We start from the raw sequence: 23,781 nt of genomic DNA, 5'->3' as shown, positions 1-23,781 counted from the left end.
GGGAATGCAGTTCGACGATCAGCTTCGCCGCTATTTCGGCGGTATCGACCTGGACGCGTTGACGCCCGACGCGCTGGTTTCGGGCATGGAGCGGATGCGCGTGGACCTTGGCCTTGAAAAGGATCGGGGTCGGCGGTTCGCGCTCTGGTCGCTGCTGTTCCTGCTGGGTGACGCGCCGGACCTTGACGTGACGTTCGACGACCCGGCCGACCGGGATGCCGCGCGCACCTTCATGGACCTGGCAGAAAAGGGCGCGCAATCCTCATAGGCCGATGATTGCCCATGCCTTCGCGCTGACCCGGCGCCCATGGCGCCTGCCTTGATTCAGACCAGGCCAGTCGCGGCACTCCGCGCGATCCCGGCCCGTCAAGGCATTCAGGCGGCGCGGGGCGACCGGGCGGGTGCGCGCGGCGGCCGCGGACCATCCGCCATCGTCGCGATGCCCCGCCACCATTCGTCCACCTGCGGCGCCAGCACCGCCAGGCTGCCATGGCGCGGCTGGGCGAGCCAGCGGCCGTTGCGCCGAACGAAGCGCCACTGCGCGTTGCAGTCGAGCGGCACATGATCCAACCCGCCCGTTGCGTGATCGATGCGCAGTTCGCTGGGCATGTCGCGCAGGCCGCCATCTGGAAATTCCACGCTGATCGTCATTTGCGGCTCCATCCTCTCAGGGCAGTTAAACGCGCCGCAAAGGATTGAGTTCATTGTGCTTTCGGTGATTTTCCGGACTTCGACCGGCATCATTCTGTGACAAGCCTGTCATGCAAGTGACATCGGGGCGTCAACCAAACCACATTGCGCTGCAACATCGCCGGGATAGTCCGCCCGCGACCACAGGTCCGATAAGGGGGACAATTACCATGCGCATTTCCACTGCCCTGCTGCTGGCGTCGACCGCCTGCATTTCGCTGCCCGCCTTCGCGCAGGATGCCGCGCCGGCAGACGCCGCCCCGGATGCGAGCGCGGAGATCGTCGTCTTCGGCCGGGGCGAAACCCGGCAGGTGCAGGAATTGCAGGGCAAGGAAATCACCGTCCTCACCCCCGGCACCAATCCGCTCAAAGCCATCGAGAAGCTGCCCAGCGTCAATTTCCAGTCGGCCGACCCGTTCGGCAATTATGAATGGTCGCAGCGCGTGACCATCCGCAGCTTCAACCAGAATCAGCTTGGCTTCACCTTCGACGGCATTCCGCTGGGCGACATGAGCTATGGCAACCATAACGGCCTGCACATCACCCGCGCGATCAGCAGCGAGAATATCGGCAGCGTGCGCGTCAGCCAGGGCGCGGGATCGCTCGGCACCCAATCGACCGGCAACCTGGGCGGCACGGTGGAGACCTTCTCGGCCGATCCCACTGGCGAGTTCGGCGCGCAGTTCAACGGCACCTATGGCAGCGACGACACGATCCGCGGCTTTGCACGCTTGAACTTCGGCACGAAGGACGGCGTGCGCGGCTATGTGTCCTACGGCTACGGCTCCACCGACAAGTGGAAGGGGCAGGGCGTTCAGGACCAGCATATGGGCAACGCCAAGGTCGTGATCCCCGTGGGCGAAGCGAAGATCGATGGCTGGCTGAGCTATTCCGACCGGCGCGAGCAGGATTATCAGGACATGTCGATGTCCATGATCCGGCGCCTGGGCTGGGACTGGGACAACACCTATCCCGACTATGCCCGCGCCATCGACTATGCCAGCCGGCTGAATGATGTCGACCGGGTGAGCAACAGCGGCGGATCGCCCTTCCCGGACGGCCTGTACGACTATAGCGGCGCGCGGGTCGCGACGGGACAAGTCTATCCCGGCAACGTCACCAGCGCCGACGACGCCTATTATGACGCATCGGGCCTGCGCAAGGACTGGCTGGGCGCGATCGGCCTGACCACGCCGATCGGCGAAGCCGCGACCTTCAAGATCAAGGGCTATTATCACAACAACAAGGGCATGGGCCTGTGGGCCACTCCCTATGTCCCCAGCCCCAACGGCGTCCCCATGTCGGTGCGCACGACCGAATATCAGATGGACCGGTACGGCGTGTTCGGCAGCCTCGACTATACGATCGGCATCCAGACGCTGAACGTGGGCGCATGGTATGAGAACAACAAGTTCGACCAGGCGCGCCGCTTCTATGCCTTTGCCAGCCGCACCGAGCCGGGCCTGTCCTTCCGCGACTATCCCAAGAACCCCTTCTTCACCCAGTGGGCGTTCGATTTCACCACCAACACCTTCCAATATCATGTGCAGGACAAGATCGACCTCGGCATGGTGACGCTGAACCTCGGCTGGAAGGGCTTCAAGGTCACGAACAAGGCGGAGGCGGTCGTCTCCTCCACCTTCCCGCAGGGCAAGATCGACGCCACCGACTGGTTCCAGCCGAGCGCCGGCTTCGTCGTGGAACTCAGCCCCGCGGCGGAAATCTATGGCGGCTTCAGCCAGTCGACCCGCGCCTTCGCCTCAGCGACCACGACCGGGCCCTTCTCCACCAATCAGGCCGGTTTCAATGCGATCCGCGGCACCCTGAAGCCGGAAACGTCCGACACGTTCGAGGGTGGGCTTCGCGTCCACACCCCGATCTTCAACGGCACGCTTGGCGCCTATCTCGTCAACTTCAAGAACCGCCTGCTCGCGGTTCAGGTGGGATCGGCGATCCAGGGCAATCCGTCGGCGCTCCAGAATGTCGGCGACGTGCGCTCCGTGGGCATCGAAGCGGCGGGCGACGTGAAGCTGGGCAGCGGCTGGGGCCTCTATGGCTCCTATACCTACACCGACGCCACCTATCGCGACGATGTGCGCGACGGCAACGGCGCGCTGGTGGCGGCCATCGACGGCAAGACGGTGGTGGACGCGCCCAAGCATATGGCGCGGGGCGAACTCTATCTGGACGATGGCCAGCGCTTTGCCCGCGTTGGCGTCAACTATATGTCGCGCCGCTATTACAGCTACACCAACGATGTGTCCGTGCCGGGCCGGGTGATCGTGGATGCGTCGATCGGCTATCGCTTCAGCGAGCTGTTCGAAATCCAGCTCAACGCCACCAATCTGCTCGACAAGCGCTATATCGGCACGATCGGATCGGGCGGCTTTGGCAACAGCGGCGACGGGCAGACGCTGCTGGTGGGCGCGCCGCAGCAATTCTTCGCCACGCTCAAGGCCGGTTTCTGATCATGGGCAAGGCCGCGTTGATCCCGCTTCTCCTCGCCTTCGCCATGCCGGCGGTGGCGCAGGCGGAGCCGCTGCTCCTCATCTCCATCGACGGGCTTCGGCCCGGCGACGTGATCGAGGCGCGGCAGCGCGGCCTTGCCCTCCCCAACCTCTCGCGCTTCCTTGCCGAAGGCACGCATGCCGCAGGGGTGATCGGCGTCGCGCCGACGCTGACCTATCCCAGCCACACGACGCTGATGACCGGCGTGTCGCCCCCCCGCCATGGCATCGTCGCCAACAACAGTTTCGATCCCACCGGGATCAACCAGGGCGGCTGGTACTGGTATGCGCAGGACATTCGCGTGCCCACGCTCTGGGAAGCCGCGACCAGGGCGGGCCTGTCCACCGGCAATGTCCACTGGCCCGTCAGCGTCGCGGCGAAGGGCGTGACCTGGAACCTGCCGCAGATCTGGCGCACCGGCCATCCCGATGACGCGAAGCTGCTCGACGCGCTGGCGACGCCGGGGCTGAAGGCCGAACTGGAAGCGGCGGCCGGCGAGCCCTACGCCATGGGCATCGACGAAAGCCTGCCGGGCGACCAGAACAGGGGCCGCTTCGCCACTGCGCTGATCGCCGCGCACAAGCCCGATTTCCTGACCGTCTATCTGACCGCGCTCGACCATGAACAACATGCCTCCGGCCCCGACACCCGCCAAGCAAAGGCGGTGCTGGAGAAGATCGACGCCATCGTCGGCGATCTGGTGGCGGCGGAGCGCAAGGCGCATCCCGACGCCACCATCGCATTGGTGAGCGATCATGGGTTCGAGGCGACGCAGACCGGCCTCAACCTCTTCCGCCCCTTCATCGACGAAGGGCTGATCATATTGGACAAGGATGGCAAGGTCGCGTCCTGGCAGGCGATGCCGTGGATCATGGGCGGATCGGCGGCGATCATGCTGGCCCGGCCGGACGACGCGGCGGTCGCGACGCGGGCGAAGGCGCTGCTCGACCGGCTGGCCGCCGATCCGGCAAACGGTATCGCGGCGGTGCTGGACCGGGCCGCCATCGCACGGGCGGGCGCCAATCCGCAGGCGGCGTTCCTGGTGAACCTGCGCCCCGGTTTCGTGACCGACATCTTCCGCGGCGCGTCCGCGCCTCTGGTCGCACCCACGCCGGTCAAGGGCATGCACGGCTATCTGCCCGGTCCCCTGCATCTCGACGCGACCTTCATGGTCGTGGGGCCGGGCGTGGCGAAAGGCCGCGACCTCGGCCGGATCGACATGCGCGCGGTCGCGCCCACTCTGGCGAAGATCATCGGCGCCACGCTTCCCGACGCAGAGGGGAAGGCGATCGACCTGCGGCCCTGACGACGGGTTCGACCCGTCGCCCTGACGGGCCACGACTTGCCCGGAACGGGGTGGGGGAGACGCTCTAGGGCAGCGACCTTATCCAACCGGGCAGGTCGGCCAGCCGCTCCAGCAGGGTGAAGCGGGGATGGTCTTCGGGCACCGCTGCCATCTCGTGGCTCCATGCGCCTTCCTGCGGGATATAGGCGGCCCACGCCCCGGCCGACAATGCGGGATGGATGTCGGACCGCAGCGAATCCCCGGCCATCACAGCCTCCTGCGGCGCGACGCCATAGCGGGCGAAGATGCGGGTGAAGGTGTCGGCGGTCTTGTCGCTGACGATTTCGATCCCGCCGAACAGGTCGCCAAGGCCCGACGCCGCGAGCTTGCTTTCCTGGTGCAGCAGGTCGCCCTTCGTCACCAGCACCAGCCGGCCGACATGGCTCAGCGCCTCCAGCGTCGCCTGCACATCGTCGAACAGCTCGACCGGATGGGCCAGCAGCGTTCGCCCGGCCGCCAATATGTCGGCGACCAGCGACGTGGAAAGATGATCGCCCGCCAGTTCCACCGCCGTCTCGACCATCGACAGGGTAAAGCCCTTGGCCCCATAACCATAGAGCGCCAGGTTGCGGGTCTCGCATTCGACCAGCCGCTCGCGCGTCACATCGGCGTCGGCGAAGGGGCGCAGCATCGCCACCAGCGCCTCCTCCGTCGCATTGAAGTGGCGCATATTGTGCCAGAGCGTGTCGTCGGCATCGAGGCAGATCAGCTTGACGGTCATGGGTCTTTCACCGGGATTTCCCGCGTCCTTCGCGGCGCGGGCCGACTTTTGCATCGCCCTGCTTCGGCCCGCAAGGGGCGACGATCGCGCCGCCGCCGCCCATCGGCCCGGCAAAGTTTTTTCGCACCCGTTCCAAATATTGCTTGAGCGCAGATTCTCTATAGCATCGGTAGATAAGCCGCTCGAGTCGGTCTGGAGGGATCATGCAGGATAGTCGGCATCAGCGCGGTTTGTTCGATCGGTGGCGTACGCGCCTCGCCCAGGCCTTGCTGCGCGAACCCAGCATCGTCCTGATCGACCGCGACGCCGACCTGGTCCGGGACGCCGCGATACAGGACCGGGACGACAGGCCCGCCTGGGAAAAAATGCACTGAACCCTTCGCATCGGCAACGCGCATCCCTATGTCCCGGCCGTTGACTACCCCATAGATTTTGCCAGGAGACAGCATGGCGACCAGCCCCCGTACCGTCGCGCGACCCGTAGAGCCGCTCTTCCTCGACCGCTGGTCGCCTCGCGCATTCGATTCCTCCGCCGTGCCGCAGCAGGATCTCGACACGATCCTCGATGCGGCCCGCTGGGCGCCGTCGGCCTTCAATTATCAGCCCTGGCGGTTCCTCTACGCCCATCGCGACGGCGCGGATTGGCAGCGTTTCCTGGACGTGCTGGCGCCTTTCAACCAGTCCTGGGTGAAGAATGCCGGCGTCATCCTGTTCGTCCTTTCGGACACGCTGATGGCCGCGCCGGGATCGGACGATTACAAGCCATCGCACAGCCATAGTTTCGACGCGGGCGCGGCCTGGGCGCTGCTGGCGCTGCAGGCGACGCGGCTCGGCTATCACACCCATGGCATGACTGGCGTCGATTTCGACCGGGCGCGCGCCGAACTGGGCGTACCCGACCGGTTCCGGATCGAGGCGGCGGTCGCGATCGGGCGGCAGGGCAACAAGGCGATCCTGCCGGAAGCGTTGCAGGCGCGGGAAGTGCCGAGCGACCGCAAGCCGATCGAGCAATTCGCCTTTGCCGGGAACTTCCCCGCCTGACGCAGGCGCTTGCGGGTTGATTCTTTATTGGGCAACATGAACGAAGGTGCCGCAGCCGCGGCACCCTTGTTTCTACGGCGGCAGGTTCATGTCCCTTTCCGAAATGATCGCCGGCAGCGCCGTGGCCGCTGTGCTGACCAATCCGCGCCTGTCCGACAATCCCATCGTCGAATGCAATGACGCCTTCCTGGCGCTGACCGGCTATGCGCGGGACGAGATTGTCGGCCGCAACTGCCGCTTCCTGGCGGGCGATGACCAGGATGCGGCCCAGACCGACGCGATCCGCGCGGCCATCCGCGAGCGCCGCCCGCTGCTGATCGAGCTGCGCAACTATCGCAAGGATGGCACCGCGTTCCGCAACGCGCTGATGATCGCGCCGATCTTCGGCATGGACGGGACGGTCGATTATTTCCTCGGATCGCAGATGCCGGTGGAGGAAGGGCGCGACAACGACGCGGCGCGGCGGATCGCCGCCCTTACCGACCGGCAGCGCACCGTGCTGATGTCGATGTCAGAAGGGCGGCTGAACAAGCAGATCGCCTATGCGCTGGGCCTCACCGAGCGCACGGTCAAAATGCACCGCGCCGCCATGCTGAAGGCGCTGGGCGTGCGCACCGCGGCCGAAGCGATACGGCTGGCGATAGAGGCAGGGCACTGACCGCGTGGCCCTGCTGGGGATCGCCGTCATCGTCGCGGGCTTCCTGCTGCGCTTCCATCCCCTGCTGGTCATCCTGTGCGCCGCGATCGTCACCGGCCTTGCCGCCGGTCTTGATCCCCTGGCTGTGCTTGCGGCGCTCGGCAAGGCGTTCAACGAAGCACGCTATGTCAGCATCATCTGGATCGTTCTTCCGGTCGTCGGCCTGCTGGAGGCGTACGGGCTGCAGGAACGGGCGCGGGGCCTGATAGACCGGATGCGGGGGGCGACCGCCGGGCGTTTCCTGACCTTCTACCTGCTGCTGCGGCAGATATTGGCGGCGGTCGGCCTGACATCCGTGGCGGGCCACCCGCAGACGGTGCGGCCGCTGGTCGCGCCGATCGCGCTCGCAGCGGCGGAGCGGCAGTCGGGCGGGCTGGACCCGGCAGAGCGCGAGGAGATGCGCGCCTGGGCCGCCGCCACCGACAATGTCGGCCTCTTCTTCGGGGAGGACATCTTCCTCGCCATTGGATCGATCCTGCTCATCAAGGGGCTGATGGAGCAATATGGCATAGAGCTGGAGCCGTTCGAGCTGTCCGTCTGGGCGATTCCCACAGCCATCGCGGCCTTCCTGATCCATGGGTTTCGCCTGTGGCGGCTGGACCGGCGCCTGAGCCGGAGGGTGACGCGGCAGGCGGGCGAGCATGCTTCATGATCACGCTGCACTGGGTCTATGCGCTCGCCGGCGCGATCTTCGTCGCCTTTGCCCTGCTGGGCCTGCGGGACCGGCCGGTGAACGCCGCCTTCTGGGGCTTGCTGGCGGTCAGCATGTGGGCGGGCGACGCGCTGGGCGACGTAGGGAACGGGTTGCTCGTTCTGGGCCTTGTCGGGCTTGGCGCGTCGGGCCGGATGCGCCGGGGCGAGGGCGATGCGCCGCCCGAACTGCGGCAGGCGCGGGCCGACAGTCATGGCAACCGGCTGTTCGTGGTCGCGCTCATCATCCCGGCGACCGCGCTCATTGGCACCATCGTCTTCAAGGCCGCGCCGGACTGGTTCGAAGCGAAGCAGGCGACATTGATCGCGCTCTCGCTGGGCGTGCTGGTTGCGCTGCTGGCGGGATGCCTGTGGCTGCGCGCCGGGCCGGCGGTGGCGCTGCAACAGGGCCGGCGGCTGATCGACAGTGTCGGATGGGCGGCGATTTTGCCGCAGATGCTCGCCGCGCTGGGCGCCGTCTTCGCCCTGTCGGGCGTGGGCGATGCCGTGGGCGGCGTGGTGCAGCAGGCGATCCCGCACGGCAGCCTCTTCGGCGCGGTCATCGCCTATGGCGTCGGCATGGCGCTCTTCACCATGGTCATGGGCAACGCCTTCGCCGCTTTCCCGGTGATGACAGCGGCAATCGGCGTGCCGATCCTGATCCGCGGCTTCCACGGCGATCCAGCCGTCATCTGCGCCATCGGGATGCTGGCGGGCTTTTGCGGCACGCTGCTGACGCCGATGGCGGCCAATTTCAACCTCGTCCCCGCCGCGCTGCTCGACCTGAGCGACAAGCATGGCGTCATCCGGCGGCAGGTCGGCACCGCGCTGCCGCTGCTCGTCGTCAACATCCTGCTCATCTACTGGCTGGCCTTCTGACATGACCGATCTCACGCAGCCGCTCGCGGAACGCTTCGCGGCTCTCACCCTGTCGCATCTCGGCCGCGAATATCCGTTCAAGATGGATCTGGTGCTGAACGGGCCGGAAGACGCGCTGCCGCCCCGCGCGCACCATCCCATCTTCCACGGCAGTTTCGACTGGCACAGCTGCGTCCATGGCTGGTGGCAAGTGATGCGGCTGGTGCGGCTGTTTCCCGAAATGGCCTGCGCGCCCGACATCCGGGCGCGGGCCGACGCGATGCTGACGCCCGAAAAGGTAGCGGGGGAGCGCGCCTATCTCGCCCGGCCGATGAGCGCGGGGTTCGAACGGCCCTATGGCTGGGCGTGGCTGTTGGCGCTGCATGCCGAACTGGCGCGCCATGACGCCCCCTGGGCCGACGCGCTCATGCCGCTGGCGCAGGATTTCGCCGCCCGCTTCCACGCCTTCCTGCCAAAGCTGACCTATCCGCTGCGGGTCGGCACCCATTATAACATCGCCTTTGCCCTGACGCTGGCGCTGCAATGGGCCGACGGGCGGGATGCCGCGTTGGCCGCGCTGATCCGCGACCGGGCGCTCGGCTGGTTCGGTGCGGATCGCGCTTGCCAGGCGTGGGAGCCGGGCGGCGACGAATTCCTCTCGCCTGCGCTGTGCGAGGCGCTGTTGATGAGCCGCCTGCTCGATCCGGCCGATTTTTCGACATGGTACCATGCCTTCCTGCCAGACCTTCTGGCCGGCGCTCCCGCAACGCTCTTCACGCCCGCCACCGTTTCGGATCGCAGCGATGGCAAGATCGCGCATCTCGACGGCCTCAACCTCAGCCGCGCCTGGTGCTGGCGGGGCATCGCCGCGGCGCTGGGGCCGGGCGATCGGGTGAGCGCCCTGGCGCAGGATGCGGCGCGCGCGCATATCGGCGCCAGCCTTCCCCATGTCGCGGGCGATTATATGGGCGAACATTGGCTCGCCACCTTCGCGCTGCTGGCGCTGGAATAGGGGGGCGCACGCACGGCGCCCCCCGGCACGATCAATCGCGCAGCAATTCGTTGATGCCGGTCTTGGACCGGGTCTGCGCGTCCACCCGCTTTACGATCACCGCGCAATAGAGGCTGGGGCCGGGCGTGCCGTCAGGCAGCGGCTTGCCGGGCAGGCTGCCGGGCACCACCACCGAATAGGGCGGCACTTCACCCATGAAGATCTCGCCCGTGGCGCGATCGATGATCTTGGTCGACTGGCCGATGAACACGCCCATCGACAGCACGGACCCCTTGCCGATGCGCACGCCTTCCACGACTTCGGACCGCGCGCCGATGAAGCAATCATCCTCGATGATGACCGGGTCGGCCTGCAACGGCTCCAGCACGCCGCCGATGCCGACGCCGCCCGACAGGTGGACATTCTTGCCGATCTGCGCGCAGCTGCCCACCGTCACCCAGGTATCGACCATCGTGCCTTCATCGACGAACGCGCCGATGTTGACGAAGCTCGGCATCAGGATGACGTTCCTGGCGATGTGCGATCCCGCGCGGGCGAAGCTGCCCGGCACGGCGCGGAAGCCGGCGGCGCGGAAGGCGGCCTCGTCCCAGCCGGCGAACTTGCTCGGCACCTTGTCCCACCAATGGCTCGCGCCGGGGCCATTGTCGATCATCACATTGTCGTTGAGGCGGAAGGACAGCAGCACCGCCTTCTTCGCCCATTGGTTGACCTGCCAGCCTGCATGGGTCGGCTCTGCGACGCGCAGTTCGCCGCTGTCCAGCAGGGCCAGCGCCTTGTCCACCGCCTGGCGGACGTCGCCCTGCGTCTGGAGATTGACGTTGGCCCGGTCCTCCCAGGCGGCGTCGATGGTGGCGATAAGGTCTTGGCTCATGGTCATTCCCCCAGCATTTGGGCCAGAAACGGCGTTAGATGGTCGGTTTCATAATCGATGAAATCGGGATGATGGTCGTGCGCGCCCGCTTCCGACCCGTTATTGACCCAGATGGTCGTCATGCCGATCGCCTTGGCGGGGCGGAGGTTGCGGGCCATATCCTCGAAGAAGGCGGCGCGCGCCGGATCGACGGCATGGACGCGGCACAGTTCGGCATAGCCCGACGGATCGGGCTTGGGCACATATTGGCAGGCATGGATGTCGTGGATCAGCTCGAACGCGCCCGATAGGCCCAGCTTGTCCAGCACGCGCCCGGCATAGGCCGCGTCGCCATTGGTGAAGATCAGCTTGCGGCCGGGCAACTGGTCAATCGCGGCGTTGAGCGCCGGATCGACCTCCAGCCGGTCCATCGAAATGTCGTGGACATAGTCGAGGAAGGCGCGCGGCTCGATGCCATGATGGTGCATCAGGCCCGACAAGGTCGTTCCATGTTCCATAAAATAGCGCTTCTGCGTCTGGCGCGCCACATCGGGGTCGCAGCCCAGCAGGCCCTGGATGAACTCGCCCATCTTCACGTCGATCAGGGCGAACAGGTCCGCCTTCGCCGGATAGAGCGTGTTGTCCAGATCGAAGATCCAGCTATCGATATGGGCCATGTCCGCGCGCATGGCCGCGCCCTAGTCCGCCAAGGGAGAGAGGGCAAGCCAGGCTTTGTCCTTCTCCCCGCAGAGGAGAAGGACAGGGAGCCTTGTGCGCGGAACGAACGGGCGGGGTTGGAAGGCAGGGCAGGCGCGCGACAAATCCGGGCCTAGCAGGCGGGCGTTTCACTGTCCTCGTAGAAGCGCTGGACGGCGGCCCAGCCTTCCTCCGCCGTCTCGACCCAGGTCAGCAGGTTGAGGTCAGTGGGCGCGATCACGCCTTCGTCGGCCAGCGCCTCGAAATCGACGACGCGGGTCCAGAAGTCGCGGCCGTAAAGCAGGATGGGGATCGGCTTCATCTTGCCGGTCTGGATCAGCGTCAGCAATTCGAACATTTCGTCGAAAGTGCCAAAGCCGCCGGGAAAGACCGCCAGCGCGCGGGCGCGCAGCAGGAAGTGCATCTTGCGCAGCGCGAAATAGTGGAATTGGAAGCTGAGGTCCGGGGTCACGAAGCGGTTTGGCGCCTGCTCGTGCGGCAGGACGATGTTCATGCCGATGGTCGTCTGGCCGACATCCTGCGCGCCGCGATTGGCGGCTTCCATGATCGACGGGCCGCCGCCCGAACAGACGACGAAATGGCGGCACCCCTCGGCCGTTACGGGATATTGCGCGGCGATCCGCGCCAGCTTGCGCGCTTCTTCATAATAGACAGCCTTGCGGCCCAGATTTTCGGCGATCCGCTTCTGTTCGGGTGTCTGCGCCGCGGCGATTCGCGCCTGCACCTGATCGGGTTCGGGGATGCGCGCGGAACCGTAGAAGACGAAGGTGGAATCGATCCGCGCCTCGTCCATCAGCAATTGGGGCTTCAACAGTTCCAGCTGGAACCGGACGGGGCGCAAATCCTCGCGCAGCAGGAATTCGGTGTCCTGGAAGGCGAGCCGGTAGGCGGCGCTCTGCGTCTGCGGGGTGTCGATCTGCTTTCTGGCGTCGACGGCCTCTTCACGGGCCGGGCGGAACTTGCGTTCTTCAATCTCTTTTTTCGTCATTCGCGTCCACTTAATGCGCGGCCGTGACAAAACCAAGGCCAAGCTTGGGCTTGCAGTCCCTACCTCGTCCGTTTCGAGCGACGGATAGCGCCGTGCCGGCGTTTAGGCGCTCAGCGGCAAAAGCCGCCGCGTTTCTTGTTTCCGCTCAGCGGCAGAAGCCGCCGCGTTCTTGTTTCCGCTCAGCGGCAAAAGCCGCCGCGGCCGCCCATGTCGAAATGGAAATGGTCGTGATGGGCGGCGTCATAGTCGGGGCTCAACACCGTGCTGAACCGCTTGCACGCGCTGGCGTGGACCAGGGCCAGGAATTGCCGCGTCTTCCTGTCGCCTGTCCATCCGTCCTGCACCGTGATCCGTCGCCCGTCGGACAGGACGAAGGCGCTGACGTCGATCGCGTTGCTGTGCGCATGCTCGCTCAGCTTTCCGCTGCCGGCGATCGGACGGCAGTTATAGGTGCCGAATGTCTCGATTCGCTCGATCTCCACGCCCAGCACCAGCCGCGCGGCAGGTTCCACGCCATAGCGCGCCCAGGCGGCGAAATTCGCGGCCAGACTGCATGTCATCGCCCCCAAATTGGTCGTCGGCACGCCGATGTCGATCAGCTTCACGCTGCCGATGGCGCTGCATCCACCCCCGAAATTGCGGTCGGGCAGGGGGGTGAAGGCGACGGCCTGCGACTGGAGTCTGGCGAAGCATTGCCGCGTTTCCATCGCGGGCTGGGCGAGGGGGCGCAGGGCGGGCGTACGGGCCGCGGGCGGACGGGGCGCGCGCGCCACCCGGCCGGCTGGCACCAGCCCGCCGCTGCACGCGCTCAGCGCCAGCGCCAGCCCCATGGCCAGGCCGGCCTGCACGGCCAGCCTTGTCCTCGTCGCCCACTCGCTCATGCACGCCACCATAGCGCAAATCTTTTTTCCGAAGGTTAACAGTATGTTCGGTTCGTCCTATTTTCCGGGCGATCTTGACAGCCGTCGCGAAATCTCTAGGGCGGCCGACGGGCCACGCGGTCCCAACGCCGCGCAGCTCTCTGCAAGGAGAAGCATGACATGACTGATTTGACTGCCGTTGACGCCACCATTGCGCCTGCTCAAAAGCCGGCGACCCGTCCGGCCCGCCCCTTCTTTTCTTCCGGTCCCTGCGCCAAGCCTCCGGGCTGGAGCGCCGACAAGCTGAGCGCTGAATCCCTCGGCCGCTCGCACCGCGCCAAGATCGGCAAGACCCGCCTCGCTTATTGCATCGACCTGATGCGCGAGCTGCTGAACCTGCCCGACACGCATCGTATCGGCATCGTACCGGGTTCCGACACCGGCGCCTTCGAAATGGCGATGTGGACGATGCTGGGCGCGCGCCCGGTGACGACGCTCGCCTGGGAAAGCTTCGGCGAAGGCTGGGTGACGGACGCTGCCAAGCAGTTGAAGCTCGACCCGACGATCATCCGCGCCGATTATGGCCAGCTGCCCGACCTTACCCAGGTCGATTTCAGCAATGACGTGCTGTTCACCTGGAACGGCACGACCAGCGGCGTGCGCGTGCCGAACGCCGACTGGATCGCGGCCGACCGCGAAGGGCTGACCTTCGCCGACGCGACCAGCGCGGTCTTCGCTTATGAGATCGACTGGGCCAAGATCGACGTCGCCACCTTCTCCTGGCAGAAGGTGCTGGGCGGCGAGGGCGGCCATGGCGTCCTCATCCTCGGCCCCCGCGCGGTCGAACGGCTTGAAACCTACACGCCGGCATGGCCGTTGCCCAAGGTTTTCCGCCTGATGGCCAAGGGCAAGCTGGCCGAAGGCGTGTTCAAGGGCGAGACCATCAACACCCCGTCGATGCTGGCGGTGGAGGACGCGATTTTCGCGCTGGAATGGGGCAAGTCGCTGGGCGGCCTGTCCGGCCTGATCGCCCGGTCGGACGCCAATGCGGCGGCGCTGGACAAGATCGTTCAGGAACGCGACTGGCTCGGCCATCTCGCCGCCGACCCCGCGTCCCGGTCCAAGACCAGCGTCTGCCTGACGGTCGAGGGCGCGGACGAAGCCTTCATCAAGGCGTTCGCTGCCCTTCTCGAAAAGGAAGGCGCGGCCTATGACGTCGCGGGCTATCGCGACGCGCCGGCAGGCCTGCGCATCTGGTGCGGCGCGACGGTCGAAACCGCGGACATCCAGGCGCTCGGGCCGTGGCTCGACTGGGCCTATGCCCAGACCAGGGCTGCCGCTTAATCTTTCTGCGTCACCCCGGCCCCGAGCCGGGGTCCCGCTTCTTCATTCACGCCGCCCGCAGGAAAAGCGGGACCCCGGAGCAAGCCCGGGGTGACGGCGAAGCACAGGAATCAAGAAAATGCCCAAAGTCCTCATTTCCGATAAAATGGACCCCCGCGCCGCCGCCATCTTCCGCGAACGCGGCGTCGAGGTGGATGAAATCACCGGCAAGACCCCCGACGAACTCAAGGCGATTATCGGCCAGTATGACGGCCTCGCCATCCGCAGCTCGACCAAGGTCACGAAGGACATTCTGGACCACGCGACCAACCTGAAAGTCATTGGCCGCGCCGGCATCGGCGTCGACAATGTCGACATCCCGGCCGCGTCCGCCAAGGGCGTGATCGTGATGAACACGCCGTTCGGCAACTCGATCACCACCGCCGAACATGCCATCGCCCTCATGTTCGCGCTCGCTCGCCAGCTTCCCGAAGCCAATGCGCAGACGCAAGCGGGCCTGTGGCCCAAGAACGGCTTCATGGGCGTGGAAGTCACCGGCAAGACGCTGGGCCTCATCGGCGCGGGCAATATCGGTTCGATCGTCGCCAGCCGCGCGCTCGGCCTCAAGATGAAGGTCGTTGCCTTCGATCCCTTCCTGACCCCGGAACGCGCGGTGGAAATGGGGGTCGAAAAGGCCGATCTCGACACGCTGCTGGCGAAGGCCGACTTCATCACCCTGCACACGCCGCTGACCGACCAGACGCGCAATATCCTCAGCCGCGAAAACCTTGCCAAGACCAAGAAGGGCGTGCGCATCGTCAACTGCGCGCGCGGCGGCCTGATCGACGAGGCGGCGCTCAAGGATGCGCTTGATTCGGGCCAGGTCGCGGGCGCTGCGCTCGACGTGTTCCAGACCGAGCCGGCCAAGGAATCGCCCCTGTTCGGCACGCCGAACTTCATCTGCACGCCGCACCTTGGCGCGTCGACGGACGAGGCGCAGGTCAATGTCGCGCTCCAGGTCGCCGAACAATTGAGCGACTATCTGCTCGACGGCGGCATCACCAACGCGCTCAACGTGCCGTCGCTCAGCGCGGAGGAAGCGCCCAAATTGAAGCCTTATATGGCGCTGGCGGAAAAGCTGGGCAGCCTGGTCGGCCAGCTTGAAGTCGACGCCATCACCGGGGTCGCGGTCGAGGTGGAGGGCCATGCCGCCGAACTCAATCAGAAGCCGATCACCGCCGCGGTGCTGGCCGGCCTGATGCGGGTCTATTCCGACACGGTGAACATGGTGAACGCGCCCTTCCTGGCGAAGGAGCGCGGCCTCGACGTGCGCGAAGTGCGCCATGACCGCGAAGGCGACTATCAGACGCTGGTGCGCGTCACCGTCACCACTGAAAATGGCGACAAGTCGGTGGCGGGCACGCTGTTCGGTCACGCCCAGCCCCGCCTGGTCGAACTGTTCGGCATCAAGGTGGAGGCCGATCTCGACGGCACGATGCTCTACATCGTCAATCAGGACGCGCCGGGCTTCATCGGCCGCCTGGGTTCGACGCTGGGCGAAGCGGCCGTCAATATCGGCACCTTCCACCTTGGCCGCCGCAACCAGGGCGGCGAAGCGGTGCTGCTGCTGTCGGTCGACGGCACCGTTACAGAGCCGCTGCGCTGGGAAATCTGCAACCTCGCCGGCGTGAAGCAGGTGAAGCTGCTGCGCTTCGCCTGAATCCGGTCGCCGGGCGGGACTGGCCAAAATCGCATTATTCGCTAAAGGGCCTGTCCATGACCACCATCCCGCCCGGCCTTCTTCCCGAAGGATTGTCCGACCGCCTGCCGCCGCATGCAGAAGCCTCCGCGCGGTTGACGCGCAGTGTGCTGGATGCGGTGGCCGCGCATGGCTATGAACGGGTCATGCCGCCGCTCGCGGAGTTCGAGGATACGCTGACCCAGCGTCTCAAGTCGATGCGCGCGCAGGATCTGGTCCGCGCCGTCGATCCGGTGTCGCAACGCACGCTCGCTTTCCGGCCCGACATGACGGCGCAGGTGGGCCGCATCGCCGCCACCCGCCTTGCCGCCGCGCCGCGGCCGCTGCGCCTTTCCTATGCCGGACCGGTTATTCGCCAGAAGGCCAGCCAATTGCGCCCGGAGCGCGAGAAACTGCAGATCGGCGCGGAACTGATCGGCAGCGACAGCACCGCCGCCGCCGTCGAGATGGTCAGCGTCGCGATCGAGGCGCTGCAGGCGGCGGGCGTCACTGGCATCACCATCGACTTCACCCTGCCGGATCTTGTCGACATGCTGGCCGACGGGCCGCTGCCGCTCGCCGCGCAGGACGTTGAGGCGGTTCGCAGCGGGCTGGATGCCAAGGATGCCGGCGCGCTCGCCGCCATCGGTCCATCGGCGTCCGCCTACCTGCCGCTCATCGAGGCGACCGGTCCCTTCCACGCCGCCATGGAGCGGCTGGAGGCGTTCAGCGCGCGCGTCGGCGGCGCGATCGACAGCCGCATCGCGGGGCTGCGCGCGATCGCCAAGCCCATCGGCTGGGACATCACCCTGACGCTCGACCCGACCGAGCGCCACGGCTTCGAATTCCAGAACTGGTTCGGCTTTTCCATCTTCGCGGAGGGTTTCATCGGGGAGATCGGCCGGGGTGGCAGCTATGCCATCGCCCGCGCGGACGGCGCGGACGAGCCAGCCATGGGCTTCTCCCTCTATCCCGATCCGCTGATCGACGCGGGGTTCGGCGGCGAAAGCCCGAATCGCCTGTTTCTGCCGCTGGGCCATGACGCCGCCCGCGCGGCTGGATTGCGCGCCGAGGGCTGGCATACGGTCGCCGCGCTGGCCGAAGGCGAGGATGGTGCGGCCCAGCGCTGCTCCCACTGGCTCGACGGCGTTGAGGTGCGCGCCTACTGATCCGGCGCGCCGTCCGGCCGGGGCCAACCCGCCGGCCATTCGCCGACCGACCGCGACGGGCCGGTCAGCCGACCAGCCGCTTCAACCACGCGTCCACGATGACTGTGCCCGCATAGCCGGGATCGCCCATCGATCGGTTGATCTGCATATGGCCGCGCAGCCCGCGTCCTTCGAGCGCGTGGATTTCCACCGGCGTTCCGGCCGCCTTCAACGCTGCGGCCAGCCCTTGCGACTGCGCGGCGCCGTCCGCCCGGTCGACATGCAGGATCAGGAAGGCCGGCGCATTGGGCTTGGCCGCGTGGAGTGTTGGCGACAGCGCCTGCTGCCGCGCCGGATCGGTGTTGAACGCCTGTTCGTAGGTGCCTGCCATGAAGCGGCCGCTCTCCTGCATCTGCTTCGCCACGTCATAGGCCGCGCCGTCTAGCGGGATGACGCCCTTCACCGCGTCGGGCGCAAGGCCAGCCTTGGCGAAATAGCGCATGTCGGTGCCGACCAGCGCCACCAGGTGCGCGCCCGCGCTATGGCCCATCAGCACGATCCGGCCGGGATCGAAGCCCAGCGTCGCCGCCTTGCCGCGCAGGAAGGCAACGGCGTCCGCCACATCCTGCGCCTGTTGTTCGACCGTGGCGTCGGGCACCAGGCGATAGTTGATCGACGCGAAGGCATAGCCAAGGCCCGTATAATGTTCGACCTTGGCCGCGCCGGTCGCATTGTCCTTGCTGCCGCGCTTCCACCCGCCGCCATGGACGAAAATGATCAGCGGCGGCGTCGCGCCCTTGCCCCGCCAATAGTCGAGCGACTGGAGCGGGGCCTTGCCATAGGCCATGGCCTGACCCGTCGTCGCCGTCACCTCCGCATGTTGCGCGCGCCACCGGTCACGCAGGGTCTGCGCTTCGGCCACGCCCACCAGCAGGGCGGTCGTCATCAGCATCAAGGTGAGTTGTGCGCGCATCGGCTTCATCCGCGAGTTTTGACCTGCATCATCATCCTGCGGCTGCGCCGGCGCGTAAAGCCGCCTTGCTGTAACAAAGTGTAATGCGCCTCCTTCCTTGACGCGCGGGGCGAGGGGCGCTAACCGCCGCCCCGCATTCGGAGCGCGTCATCCCTTTCGAGGGGCGTTCCCCCATCCCACCGGCATGCCGAGTCCCGTCGAAGGGCATGGCCGGTCCGCGCGGCGGGCGGAGGAGTGTATCTGTGGCAAATGTGACCGTGATCGGCGCCCAGTGGGGTGACGAGGGCAAGGGCAAGATCGTCGACTGGCTGTCAGAGCGCGCCGATGTCGTCGCCCGGTTCCAGGGCGGCCACAATGCCGGTCACACGCTGGTCGTGGGGGACAAGGTCTACAAGCTCTCCCTGCTGCCTTCGGGGATCGTGCGCGGCACGTTGAGCGTCATCGGCAATGGCGTGGTTCTTGACCCCTGGCACTTCCGCGACGAAGTCGCCAAGCTCAAGGGGCAGGGGGTGGAGATCCACCCCGACAATCTCCAGATCGCCGAAACCTGCCCGCTGATCCTGCCTTTCCACCGCGATCTCGACGGGCTGCGCGAGGATGCGAGCGGTGCGGGCAAGATCGGCACCACCCGGCGCGGCATCGGCCCGGCCTATGAGGACAAGGTCGGCCGCCGTGCCATCCGCGTCTGCGACCTTGCCCATCTGGACGATCTCGGCCCGCAGCTCGACCGGCTGACCGCTCATCACGACGCGCTGCGCGCCGGTTTCGGTGAGCCGCCGATCGACCGCGACGCGCTGATGGCGGAACTGCGCGACATTGCCGGCTTCATCCTCCCCTTCGTCAAGCCCGTCTGGCTGACGCTCAACAAGGCGAAGGCGCAGGGCAAGCGCATCCTGTTCGAAGGCGCGCAGGGCACGCTGCTCGACATCGACCATGGCACCTACCCCTTCGTCACCTCTTCCAACACGGTGGCGGGCACGGCGGCGAGCGGCACGGGCCTTGGCCCCGGCGGCGCGGGCTTCGTGCTGGGCATCACCAAAGCCTATACCACCCGCGTCGGCTCCGGGCCTTTCCCCAGCGAGCAGGAAAATGAGGTCGGCCAGCGGCTGGGCGAGCGCGGCCATGAATTCGGCACCGTTACCGGGCGCAAGCGCCGCTGCGGCTGGTTCGACGCCGTGCTGGTGCGCCAGTCGGTCGCCGTGTCGGGCGTGACCGGCATCGCGCTTACCAAGCTCGACGTGCTCGACGGGTTCGACGAACTGAAAATCTGCGTCGGCTACCAGATCGGCGACACCCGCTACGATTATCTGCCCGCCCATGCGCAGGACCAGGCGAAGGCGCAGCCCATCTACGAGACGATCGGCGGCTGGAGCGAAACCACCGCCGGCGCGCGCAGCTGGGCGGACCTGCCGGCGCAGGCGATCAAATATATCCGCCGGATCGAGGAACTGATCGATTGCCCGGTCACGCTCGTTTCGACCAGCCCGGAGCGCGAGGACACGATCCTCGTGCGCGATCCATTTGCGGATTGAGGCCGTTCGCGGATTTAGGAGGACGAGATGGGTGAACGTTTCGAACGGCACAAACAGCCCTGGACCGCGGACGAGATCCAGAAGCTGCACACGCTGGCGAAGAAGGGCATGGCGCTAAAGGCCATCGCCAAGGCGCTCACCCGCAGCGAGGAATCGGTGAAGACGCGCGCCAAGCAGGACGGGCTGCCGATCGCGAAGCTGCGATAGACGTCGCGCATGTTATTTTTTATTGCGGTGCAGCAATGACGGAGAAAAGCGGGCAGTAGAGACGTTGCGTCCGCCGTTTTCCGGAGAAGCCCATGATCGTCGATCCCGTTCCCAGTTTCCGCCGTATCGCGTCCGAAGTCTGGAAACCGTTGACCGCGCTGTTCGTCTGGGACTGCGCGGTCACGATCACTTACTATCTGTTGCCCTTCAAGGCGCCGTCATTGCCGCTCACCATCTTCGGTTCCGCGCTGGCGCTGTTCCTCGGCTTCCGCTCCAATTCCGCCTATCAGCGCTGGTGGGAAGGGCGCACCCTTTGGGGTGCGATGATCAATGCGTCGCGCAGCCTGTCGCGCGCCACCCGCAACTTCCTGCCCGATCCCGATGCGCGGGATTTGAAGCGGGAAATCGTCAAGCGCCAGATCGCCTATGTGAACGCGCTGCGCTGCCAGCTTCGCCGCCAGCCGATAGGCGAGGATGTCACCCGTTTCCTGTTGGAGGAGGACAAGGGCAAGGCGCTGGCGCGCACCAATCCCGCCAACGGATTGCTGGACAGCACCGGCCGCCGGATCGACATCGCCCGGCAGAAGGGCTGGATAGACACGATCCAGCAGGCGCAGATGGAATCGGTTCTGGTCGACATCGCCAATTCGCAGGGCGGCATGGAGCGGCTGAAGAACACGCCGCTGCCGGTTCAATATCGCTATCTGCCCACCATCTTCACCCACATCTTCTGCGTCGCGCTGCCGATCGGACTGGTGGAATCGCTGGGCTTCGCCACTCCGCTGGGTTCCACGGTGGCGGGCCTCATGTTCATGGCGGTGCTGCGGATCGGCGACGACCTGACGGACCCTTTCGGCAACACGGTTCACGACAATCCGCTGACCGCGATGTGCCGCACGATCGAGATCGACCTGCTCCAGTCGATCGGCGATCCGGCGCCCGAACCGCTCCAGCCGGTCAGGGGCGTGCTGTGGTGATCCAAAGATAGGAAACCCGTTCGTTTCGCGCGCAGTCGAGAAACGGGAAGCGCCGTGCCGGTCCCGTTTCGATTCCGCGCGAAGCGGACCGGGGCAGGGCTAGCCCTTCCGGTTGTCGTCCACCATGTCGGACGCGAGTTCCAGCCCGCGCCGCCCGTCGGCGGGGGTGTGCGACGGGGCTTTGGGATGGGGCACGTCCACATCCTCCTCCACTTCCAGCATGCCTTCCCACTTGGTGATGACCGACGTGGCGATGGCGTTGCCCAGGACGTTGGTGGCGGTGCGGCCCATGTCCATGAAATGATCGACTGCCAGGATGAAGGCGACGCCCTCCACCGGCAGGTCGAACTGGCCCAGCGTCGCGGCGACCACGACCAGCGACGCGCGCGGTACGGCGGCGATGCCCTTGCTGGTAACCATCAGGACCAGGAGGATGGTGATCTGCGTCGCGATCGGCAGGTCGATGCCATAGGCCTGGGCGATGAAGATGGTGGCGAAGGTCGAATACATCATCGACCCGTCGAGGTTGAAGCTGTAGCCAAGCGGCAGCACGAAGCTGTAGATGCGGCGCGGCACGCCGAACCGGTCCAGCTGTTCCAGCATCTTGGGGTAGGCGGCTTCGGACGAGGCGGTCGAGAAGGCGATCAGGATCGGTTCGCGGACGTAGCGCACAAGCTTCAGCATCCGCTTGCCCAGGAAGATCGATCCCGCCGCGAACAGTAGCGCCCACAGGCAGAAGAGCGCGATGTAGAATTCGCCGACCAGTTCGCCATAGGTCTTGAGCACGCCCAGCCCCTGCACCGTGATCGACGATGCGAGCGCGCCGAACACCGCGAACGGGGCGACCCGCATCACATAACCCGTCACCTGCAGCATCAGTTCGACCATCGCTTCGATCACGGTCACGATCGGCTTGCCCTTGTCGCCGATGGCGGTCAGCGCCACGCCGACGAACAGCGAGAAGACGACGATCTGGAGGATCGAATTTTCCGCCATCGCGCCGACCATCGATGTCGGAAAGACATGCAGGATGAAGTCGCGGAAATTGAGCGCCTGCGTATCGACGCCGCTTTCCGCGCCCGAGCGGACGAGGTTCAGCCCTTCGCCGGGGGCGAAGAAATTGACGAAGATGAGGCCCAGCGTGAGCGAGATGAGGCTGGCGATGATGAACCAGGCGAGCGCGCGCCCGCCGATCCGCCCCAGCGCGGCGCTGTCGCCCATATGCGCGATCCCGGCGACGAGCGTCGAAAAGACCAGCGGTGCGATGATCATCTTGATAAGATGGAGGAAAATGTCCGCCAGCAGGTGGAAATAGCCCGCGACATCCTTGGCCAGCGCTTCGTCCCCGCCAACCCAGAGATTGGCTACGAAGCCGGTGACAACCCCCAGAACCATGCCAAGGAGGATGAAGGCCGTCAGTCTGTTTCGCATCAAATCCCTCTGCGACCGCGCAGGTGCGGCCTTCATCTATTTAACATTTGTCCGGCCGACACCTAACAGGCGCCCGGCCCACCCGCAATCGGCACACCCGCTGCAAGGGGGAAGACGAAGCTGGGGCGGCTTTCCGCCCCGGAAAATGATCGCACTCGATCGTCGCGGCCCCGGTCAGGGGTAAAGCATCCCTTCGCGCCAGGCCTCACCGTCACGTTCGAACAGCCGGCGCTCGTGCAACCGATGCTCGCGATCCTGCCAATATTCGATCCGCTCGGGCATCAGGCGAAAGCCCGACCAGTGCGGCGGACGGGGGACGGGCCCGCCCTCGAACCGCGCGCTCACCTCTGCGAACCGATCCATGAAGACATCGCGCGAGGACAGCGGGCGCGACTGATCGGACGCCCATGCGCCCAGCTGGCTGTCGCGGCTGCGCGACGCGAAATAGGCGTCGGCGGTGGCGTCATCCACCGGCCCCACCGCCCCTTCGATGCGGACTTGCCGTCGCAGAGATTTCCAATGGAAAAGCAGCGCGGCATGGGGATTTTCCAGCAGCTCGGCTGCCTTTCTTCCCTCGAAATTGGTATAGAAGATGAACCCGTCCGGGCCATGGCCCTTCAGCAGCACCATGCGCACCGAAGGCCGTCCGCGCGCGTCGGCCGTGGCGAGCGCCATGGCGTTGCTGTCGTTGATCTCGGTCTCGCGCGCCTGCGCGAACCATTCGTTGAACAGGGCGAAGGGGTCGGTCATGCGCCGCCTTCTACGAGAAGGGGACGGGGCTGTCGATAAGTGGGACTGCGGTGTTCCCGTCTTGAATAGCGGACCGGCATCGTCCACATAGTCGTCAAGTGATGCTTTTGTGCAACAGGTAGAGTGAATGGCCGATCCCTATTCCACTTTGGGCGTAGCCCGCGGCGCCAGCGAGACGGACATCAAGTCCGCCTATCGCAAGCTGGCCAAGGAGCTTCATCCTGACCGGAACAAGGACAATCCCAAGGCGGCGGAGAAGTTTTCCGCCGTTACCAACGCCTATGACCTGCTGTCCGACAAGGACAAGCGCGCCCGGTTCGACCGGGGGGAAATTGACGGCGATGGCAATCCGACCGCGCCCTTCGGCTTTGGCGGGGGCGGCGGCGGTGCGGGTGGCGGCTTCCGCGGCCAGCCGGGCGGCGGTTTCGACGCGGGCGGCGCGGACTTCGGCGATATTTTCGAAGGGCTGTTCGGCGGCGCGGGCCGGCGGGCGGGCGGCGGCGGCTTTGGCGGGTTCGGCCGGCAGGCACCGCCTTCCAAGGGCGCGAACGTCGCCTATCGCCTTGCCGTGCAGTTCGTCGATGCAGCGACCCTCGCGCCCCAGCGCATCACCCTGCAGGACGGCAAGACGATCGACCTCAAGCTGCCGGCCGGCGTCGAAAGCGGCACGCAGATGCGCCTGACGGGCAAGGGGCAGGCAGGGCCGGGCGGGGCGGGCGACGCGA

Annotated in this window: 25 protein-coding genes; 16 read left to right on the top strand and 9 right to left on the bottom strand. The window is 66.2% G+C overall.

Going from position 1 to position 23,781, the window contains the following annotated elements; all coding sequences use genetic code 11:
* Positions 1-4 precede the first annotated feature (4 nt).
* Complete coding sequence (locus AX724_RS04430; RefSeq protein ID WP_066763999.1) at positions 5-268, top strand: hypothetical protein; 264 nt, start codon at positions 5-7, stop codon at positions 266-268.
* 107 nt (positions 269-375) lie between these two features.
* Here AX724_RS04430 and AX724_RS04425 read toward each other — a convergent pair whose 3' ends face one another.
* A complete protein-coding gene (locus tag AX724_RS04425) occupies positions 376-651 on the bottom strand; it encodes a hypothetical protein (RefSeq protein ID WP_066763997.1) in 276 nt (91 codons plus the stop codon).
* Positions 652-860: 209 nt separating this feature from the next.
* On the opposite strand from AX724_RS04425, the gene AX724_RS04420 reads away from it, so the two are divergent.
* The gene (locus tag AX724_RS04420) at positions 861-3,158 is read left to right on the top strand and encodes a TonB-dependent receptor (RefSeq protein ID WP_066763993.1); all 2,298 of its coding nucleotides are present in this window, start codon (positions 861-863) and stop codon (positions 3,156-3,158) included.
* A gap of 2 nt (positions 3,159-3,160) precedes the next feature.
* Positions 3,161-4,504: an alkaline phosphatase family protein gene (locus tag AX724_RS04415; protein ID WP_066763991.1), complete on the top strand. Its 1,344-nt coding sequence runs from the start codon at positions 3,161-3,163 to the stop codon at positions 4,502-4,504.
* A 64-nt stretch (positions 4,505-4,568) separates the two neighbouring features.
* Here the strand turns inward: AX724_RS04415 and AX724_RS04410 are convergent, their stop codons facing one another.
* Entirely contained in the window at positions 4,569-5,264 is a 696-nt protein-coding gene (locus AX724_RS04410) for an HAD family hydrolase (RefSeq protein WP_066764012.1), read from the bottom strand.
* Between the two features lie 203 nt (positions 5,265-5,467).
* Between AX724_RS04410 and AX724_RS23880 the strand changes: the two genes are divergently transcribed.
* The 6 genes from AX724_RS23880 to AX724_RS04385 all read left to right on the top strand — a co-directional run bounded on the left by AX724_RS23880 (position 5,468) and on the right by AX724_RS04385 (position 9,562).
* On the top strand, positions 5,468-5,638 hold the full coding sequence (locus AX724_RS23880; protein WP_197421463.1) for a hypothetical protein: 171 nt from the start codon (positions 5,468-5,470) through the stop codon (positions 5,636-5,638).
* 73 nt (positions 5,639-5,711) lie between these two features.
* The gene (locus AX724_RS04405) at positions 5,712-6,305 is read left to right on the top strand and encodes a nitroreductase family protein (protein ID WP_066763989.1); all 594 of its coding nucleotides are present in this window, start codon (positions 5,712-5,714) and stop codon (positions 6,303-6,305) included.
* Between the two features lie 88 nt (positions 6,306-6,393).
* Complete coding sequence (locus tag AX724_RS04400) at positions 6,394-6,963, top strand: PAS domain-containing protein (protein ID WP_066764011.1); 570 nt, start codon at positions 6,394-6,396, stop codon at positions 6,961-6,963.
* A gap of 4 nt (positions 6,964-6,967) precedes the next feature.
* A complete protein-coding gene (locus tag AX724_RS04395) occupies positions 6,968-7,654 on the top strand; it encodes a DUF969 domain-containing protein (protein ID WP_066763987.1) in 687 nt (228 codons plus the stop codon).
* The gene (locus tag AX724_RS04390; protein ID WP_066763986.1) at positions 7,651-8,571 is read left to right on the top strand and encodes a DUF979 domain-containing protein; all 921 of its coding nucleotides are present in this window, start codon (positions 7,651-7,653) and stop codon (positions 8,569-8,571) included. The genes AX724_RS04395 and AX724_RS04390 overlap by 4 nt, the downstream gene beginning before the upstream one ends.
* 1 nt (position 8,572) lies before the next feature.
* Positions 8,573-9,562 (top strand): DUF2891 domain-containing protein, encoded by a 990-nt coding sequence (locus AX724_RS04385; RefSeq protein ID WP_066763984.1) that lies wholly within the window; start codon positions 8,573-8,575, stop codon positions 9,560-9,562.
* Positions 9,563-9,593: 31 nt separating this feature from the next.
* Here AX724_RS04385 and dapD read toward each other — a convergent pair whose 3' ends face one another.
* The 4 genes from dapD to AX724_RS04365 form a co-directional block, all read right to left on the bottom strand.
* Entirely contained in the window at positions 9,594-10,433 is an 840-nt protein-coding gene (gene dapD / locus AX724_RS04380) for a 2,3,4,5-tetrahydropyridine-2,6-dicarboxylate N-succinyltransferase (RefSeq protein ID WP_066763982.1), read from the bottom strand.
* 2 nt (positions 10,434-10,435) lie between these two features.
* The gene (locus tag AX724_RS04375) at positions 10,436-11,101 is read right to left on the bottom strand and encodes a pyrimidine 5'-nucleotidase (protein ID WP_066763980.1); all 666 of its coding nucleotides are present in this window, start codon (positions 11,099-11,101) and stop codon (positions 10,436-10,438) included.
* Positions 11,102-11,241: 140 nt separating this feature from the next.
* On the bottom strand, positions 11,242-12,117 hold the full coding sequence (locus AX724_RS04370; protein WP_066763977.1) for an LOG family protein: 876 nt from the start codon (positions 12,115-12,117) through the stop codon (positions 11,242-11,244).
* A gap of 179 nt (positions 12,118-12,296) precedes the next feature.
* A complete protein-coding gene (locus AX724_RS04365; RefSeq protein WP_066764010.1) occupies positions 12,297-12,998 on the bottom strand; it encodes an extensin family protein in 702 nt (233 codons plus the stop codon).
* A gap of 159 nt (positions 12,999-13,157) precedes the next feature.
* On the opposite strand from AX724_RS04365, the gene AX724_RS04360 reads away from it, so the two are divergent.
* The 3 genes from AX724_RS04360 to AX724_RS04350 all read left to right on the top strand — a co-directional run bounded on the left by AX724_RS04360 (position 13,158) and on the right by AX724_RS04350 (position 17,207).
* Positions 13,158-14,321 (top strand): phosphoserine transaminase, encoded by a 1,164-nt coding sequence (locus AX724_RS04360; RefSeq protein WP_066763974.1) that lies wholly within the window; start codon positions 13,158-13,160, stop codon positions 14,319-14,321.
* Positions 14,322-14,439: 118 nt separating this feature from the next.
* Positions 14,440-16,020 carry a phosphoglycerate dehydrogenase gene (gene serA / locus AX724_RS04355; protein ID WP_066763972.1) on the top strand — a complete coding sequence of 527 codons (1,581 nt, stop codon included), beginning with the start codon at positions 14,440-14,442 and terminating at the stop codon, positions 16,018-16,020.
* 56 nt (positions 16,021-16,076) lie between these two features.
* A complete protein-coding gene (locus AX724_RS04350; RefSeq protein WP_066763970.1) occupies positions 16,077-17,207 on the top strand; it encodes an ATP phosphoribosyltransferase regulatory subunit in 1,131 nt (376 codons plus the stop codon).
* A 64-nt stretch (positions 17,208-17,271) separates the two neighbouring features.
* Here AX724_RS04350 and AX724_RS04345 read toward each other — a convergent pair whose 3' ends face one another.
* Positions 17,272-18,159, bottom strand: a complete 888-nt coding sequence (locus AX724_RS04345; protein WP_066764008.1) for an alpha/beta hydrolase — start codon at positions 18,157-18,159, stop codon at positions 17,272-17,274.
* Positions 18,160-18,401: 242 nt separating this feature from the next.
* On the opposite strand from AX724_RS04345, the gene AX724_RS04340 reads away from it, so the two are divergent.
* The 3 genes from AX724_RS04340 (at position 18,402) to AX724_RS04330 (ending at position 20,875) form a co-directional block, all read left to right on the top strand.
* Positions 18,402-19,691: an adenylosuccinate synthase gene (locus tag AX724_RS04340; RefSeq protein ID WP_066763968.1), complete on the top strand. Its 1,290-nt coding sequence runs from the start codon at positions 18,402-18,404 to the stop codon at positions 19,689-19,691.
* A gap of 27 nt (positions 19,692-19,718) precedes the next feature.
* Positions 19,719-19,898 carry a hypothetical protein gene (locus tag AX724_RS04335; RefSeq protein ID WP_066763967.1) on the top strand — a complete coding sequence of 60 codons (180 nt, stop codon included), beginning with the start codon at positions 19,719-19,721 and terminating at the stop codon, positions 19,896-19,898.
* A gap of 92 nt (positions 19,899-19,990) precedes the next feature.
* Positions 19,991-20,875, top strand: a complete 885-nt coding sequence (locus tag AX724_RS04330) for a bestrophin family protein (RefSeq protein ID WP_066763966.1) — start codon at positions 19,991-19,993, stop codon at positions 20,873-20,875.
* Between the two features lie 99 nt (positions 20,876-20,974).
* Here AX724_RS04330 and AX724_RS04325 read toward each other — a convergent pair whose 3' ends face one another.
* Both AX724_RS04325 and pdxH read right to left on the bottom strand, forming a co-directional pair.
* The gene (locus AX724_RS04325) at positions 20,975-22,306 is read right to left on the bottom strand and encodes a dicarboxylate/amino acid:cation symporter (protein ID WP_066763965.1); all 1,332 of its coding nucleotides are present in this window, start codon (positions 22,304-22,306) and stop codon (positions 20,975-20,977) included.
* A 174-nt stretch (positions 22,307-22,480) separates the two neighbouring features.
* Positions 22,481-23,143, bottom strand: a complete 663-nt coding sequence (gene pdxH, locus AX724_RS04320; RefSeq protein ID WP_269454115.1) for a pyridoxamine 5'-phosphate oxidase — start codon at positions 23,141-23,143, stop codon at positions 22,481-22,483.
* A gap of 40 nt (positions 23,144-23,183) precedes the next feature.
* On the opposite strand from pdxH, the gene AX724_RS04315 reads away from it, so the two are divergent.
* The coding region (locus tag AX724_RS04315) for a J domain-containing protein (protein WP_156447995.1) at positions 23,184-23,781 on the top strand (598 nt) is incomplete at its 3' end.

This window comes from Sphingobium sp. CCH11-B1, from assembly GCF_001556865.1.
In the GTDB taxonomy this organism is placed as follows: Bacteria; Pseudomonadota; Alphaproteobacteria; order Sphingomonadales; family Sphingomonadaceae; genus Sphingobium.
Note: the sequence above shows the minus strand (reverse complement) of the source record. Positions and strands in the feature narration are given on the sequence as shown.

Coding starts and splice junctions, on each gene's coding strand:
- AX724_RS04430 (WP_066763999.1), top strand. CDS start 5: ATGCAGTTCGACGATCAGCTTCGCCGCTATTTCGGCGGTATCGACCTG.
- AX724_RS04425 (WP_066763997.1), bottom strand. CDS start 651: ATGACGATCAGCGTGGAATTTCCAGATGGCGGCCTGCGCGACATGCCC.
- AX724_RS04420 (WP_066763993.1), top strand. CDS start 861: ATGCGCATTTCCACTGCCCTGCTGCTGGCGTCGACCGCCTGCATTTCG.
- AX724_RS04415 (WP_066763991.1), top strand. CDS start 3,161: ATGGGCAAGGCCGCGTTGATCCCGCTTCTCCTCGCCTTCGCCATGCCG.
- AX724_RS04410 (WP_066764012.1), bottom strand. CDS start 5,264: ATGACCGTCAAGCTGATCTGCCTCGATGCCGACGACACGCTCTGGCAC.
- AX724_RS23880 (WP_197421463.1), top strand. CDS start 5,468: ATGCAGGATAGTCGGCATCAGCGCGGTTTGTTCGATCGGTGGCGTACG.
- AX724_RS04405 (WP_066763989.1), top strand. CDS start 5,712: ATGGCGACCAGCCCCCGTACCGTCGCGCGACCCGTAGAGCCGCTCTTC.
- AX724_RS04400 (WP_066764011.1), top strand. CDS start 6,394: ATGTCCCTTTCCGAAATGATCGCCGGCAGCGCCGTGGCCGCTGTGCTG.
- AX724_RS04390 (WP_066763986.1), top strand. CDS start 7,651: ATGATCACGCTGCACTGGGTCTATGCGCTCGCCGGCGCGATCTTCGTC.
- AX724_RS04385 (WP_066763984.1), top strand. CDS start 8,573: ATGACCGATCTCACGCAGCCGCTCGCGGAACGCTTCGCGGCTCTCACC.
- dapD (WP_066763982.1), bottom strand. CDS start 10,433: ATGAGCCAAGACCTTATCGCCACCATCGACGCCGCCTGGGAGGACCGG.
- AX724_RS04375 (WP_066763980.1), bottom strand. CDS start 11,101: ATGCGCGCGGACATGGCCCATATCGATAGCTGGATCTTCGATCTGGAC.
- AX724_RS04370 (WP_066763977.1), bottom strand. CDS start 12,117: ATGACGAAAAAAGAGATTGAAGAACGCAAGTTCCGCCCGGCCCGTGAA.
- AX724_RS04365 (WP_066764010.1), bottom strand. CDS start 12,998: ATGAGCGAGTGGGCGACGAGGACAAGGCTGGCCGTGCAGGCCGGCCTG.
- AX724_RS04360 (WP_066763974.1), top strand. CDS start 13,158: ATGACTGATTTGACTGCCGTTGACGCCACCATTGCGCCTGCTCAAAAG.
- serA (WP_066763972.1), top strand. CDS start 14,440: ATGCCCAAAGTCCTCATTTCCGATAAAATGGACCCCCGCGCCGCCGCC.
- AX724_RS04350 (WP_066763970.1), top strand. CDS start 16,077: ATGACCACCATCCCGCCCGGCCTTCTTCCCGAAGGATTGTCCGACCGC.
- AX724_RS04345 (WP_066764008.1), bottom strand. CDS start 18,159: ATGCGCGCACAACTCACCTTGATGCTGATGACGACCGCCCTGCTGGTG.
- AX724_RS04335 (WP_066763967.1), top strand. CDS start 19,719: ATGGGTGAACGTTTCGAACGGCACAAACAGCCCTGGACCGCGGACGAG.
- AX724_RS04330 (WP_066763966.1), top strand. CDS start 19,991: ATGATCGTCGATCCCGTTCCCAGTTTCCGCCGTATCGCGTCCGAAGTC.
- AX724_RS04325 (WP_066763965.1), bottom strand. CDS start 22,306: ATGCGAAACAGACTGACGGCCTTCATCCTCCTTGGCATGGTTCTGGGG.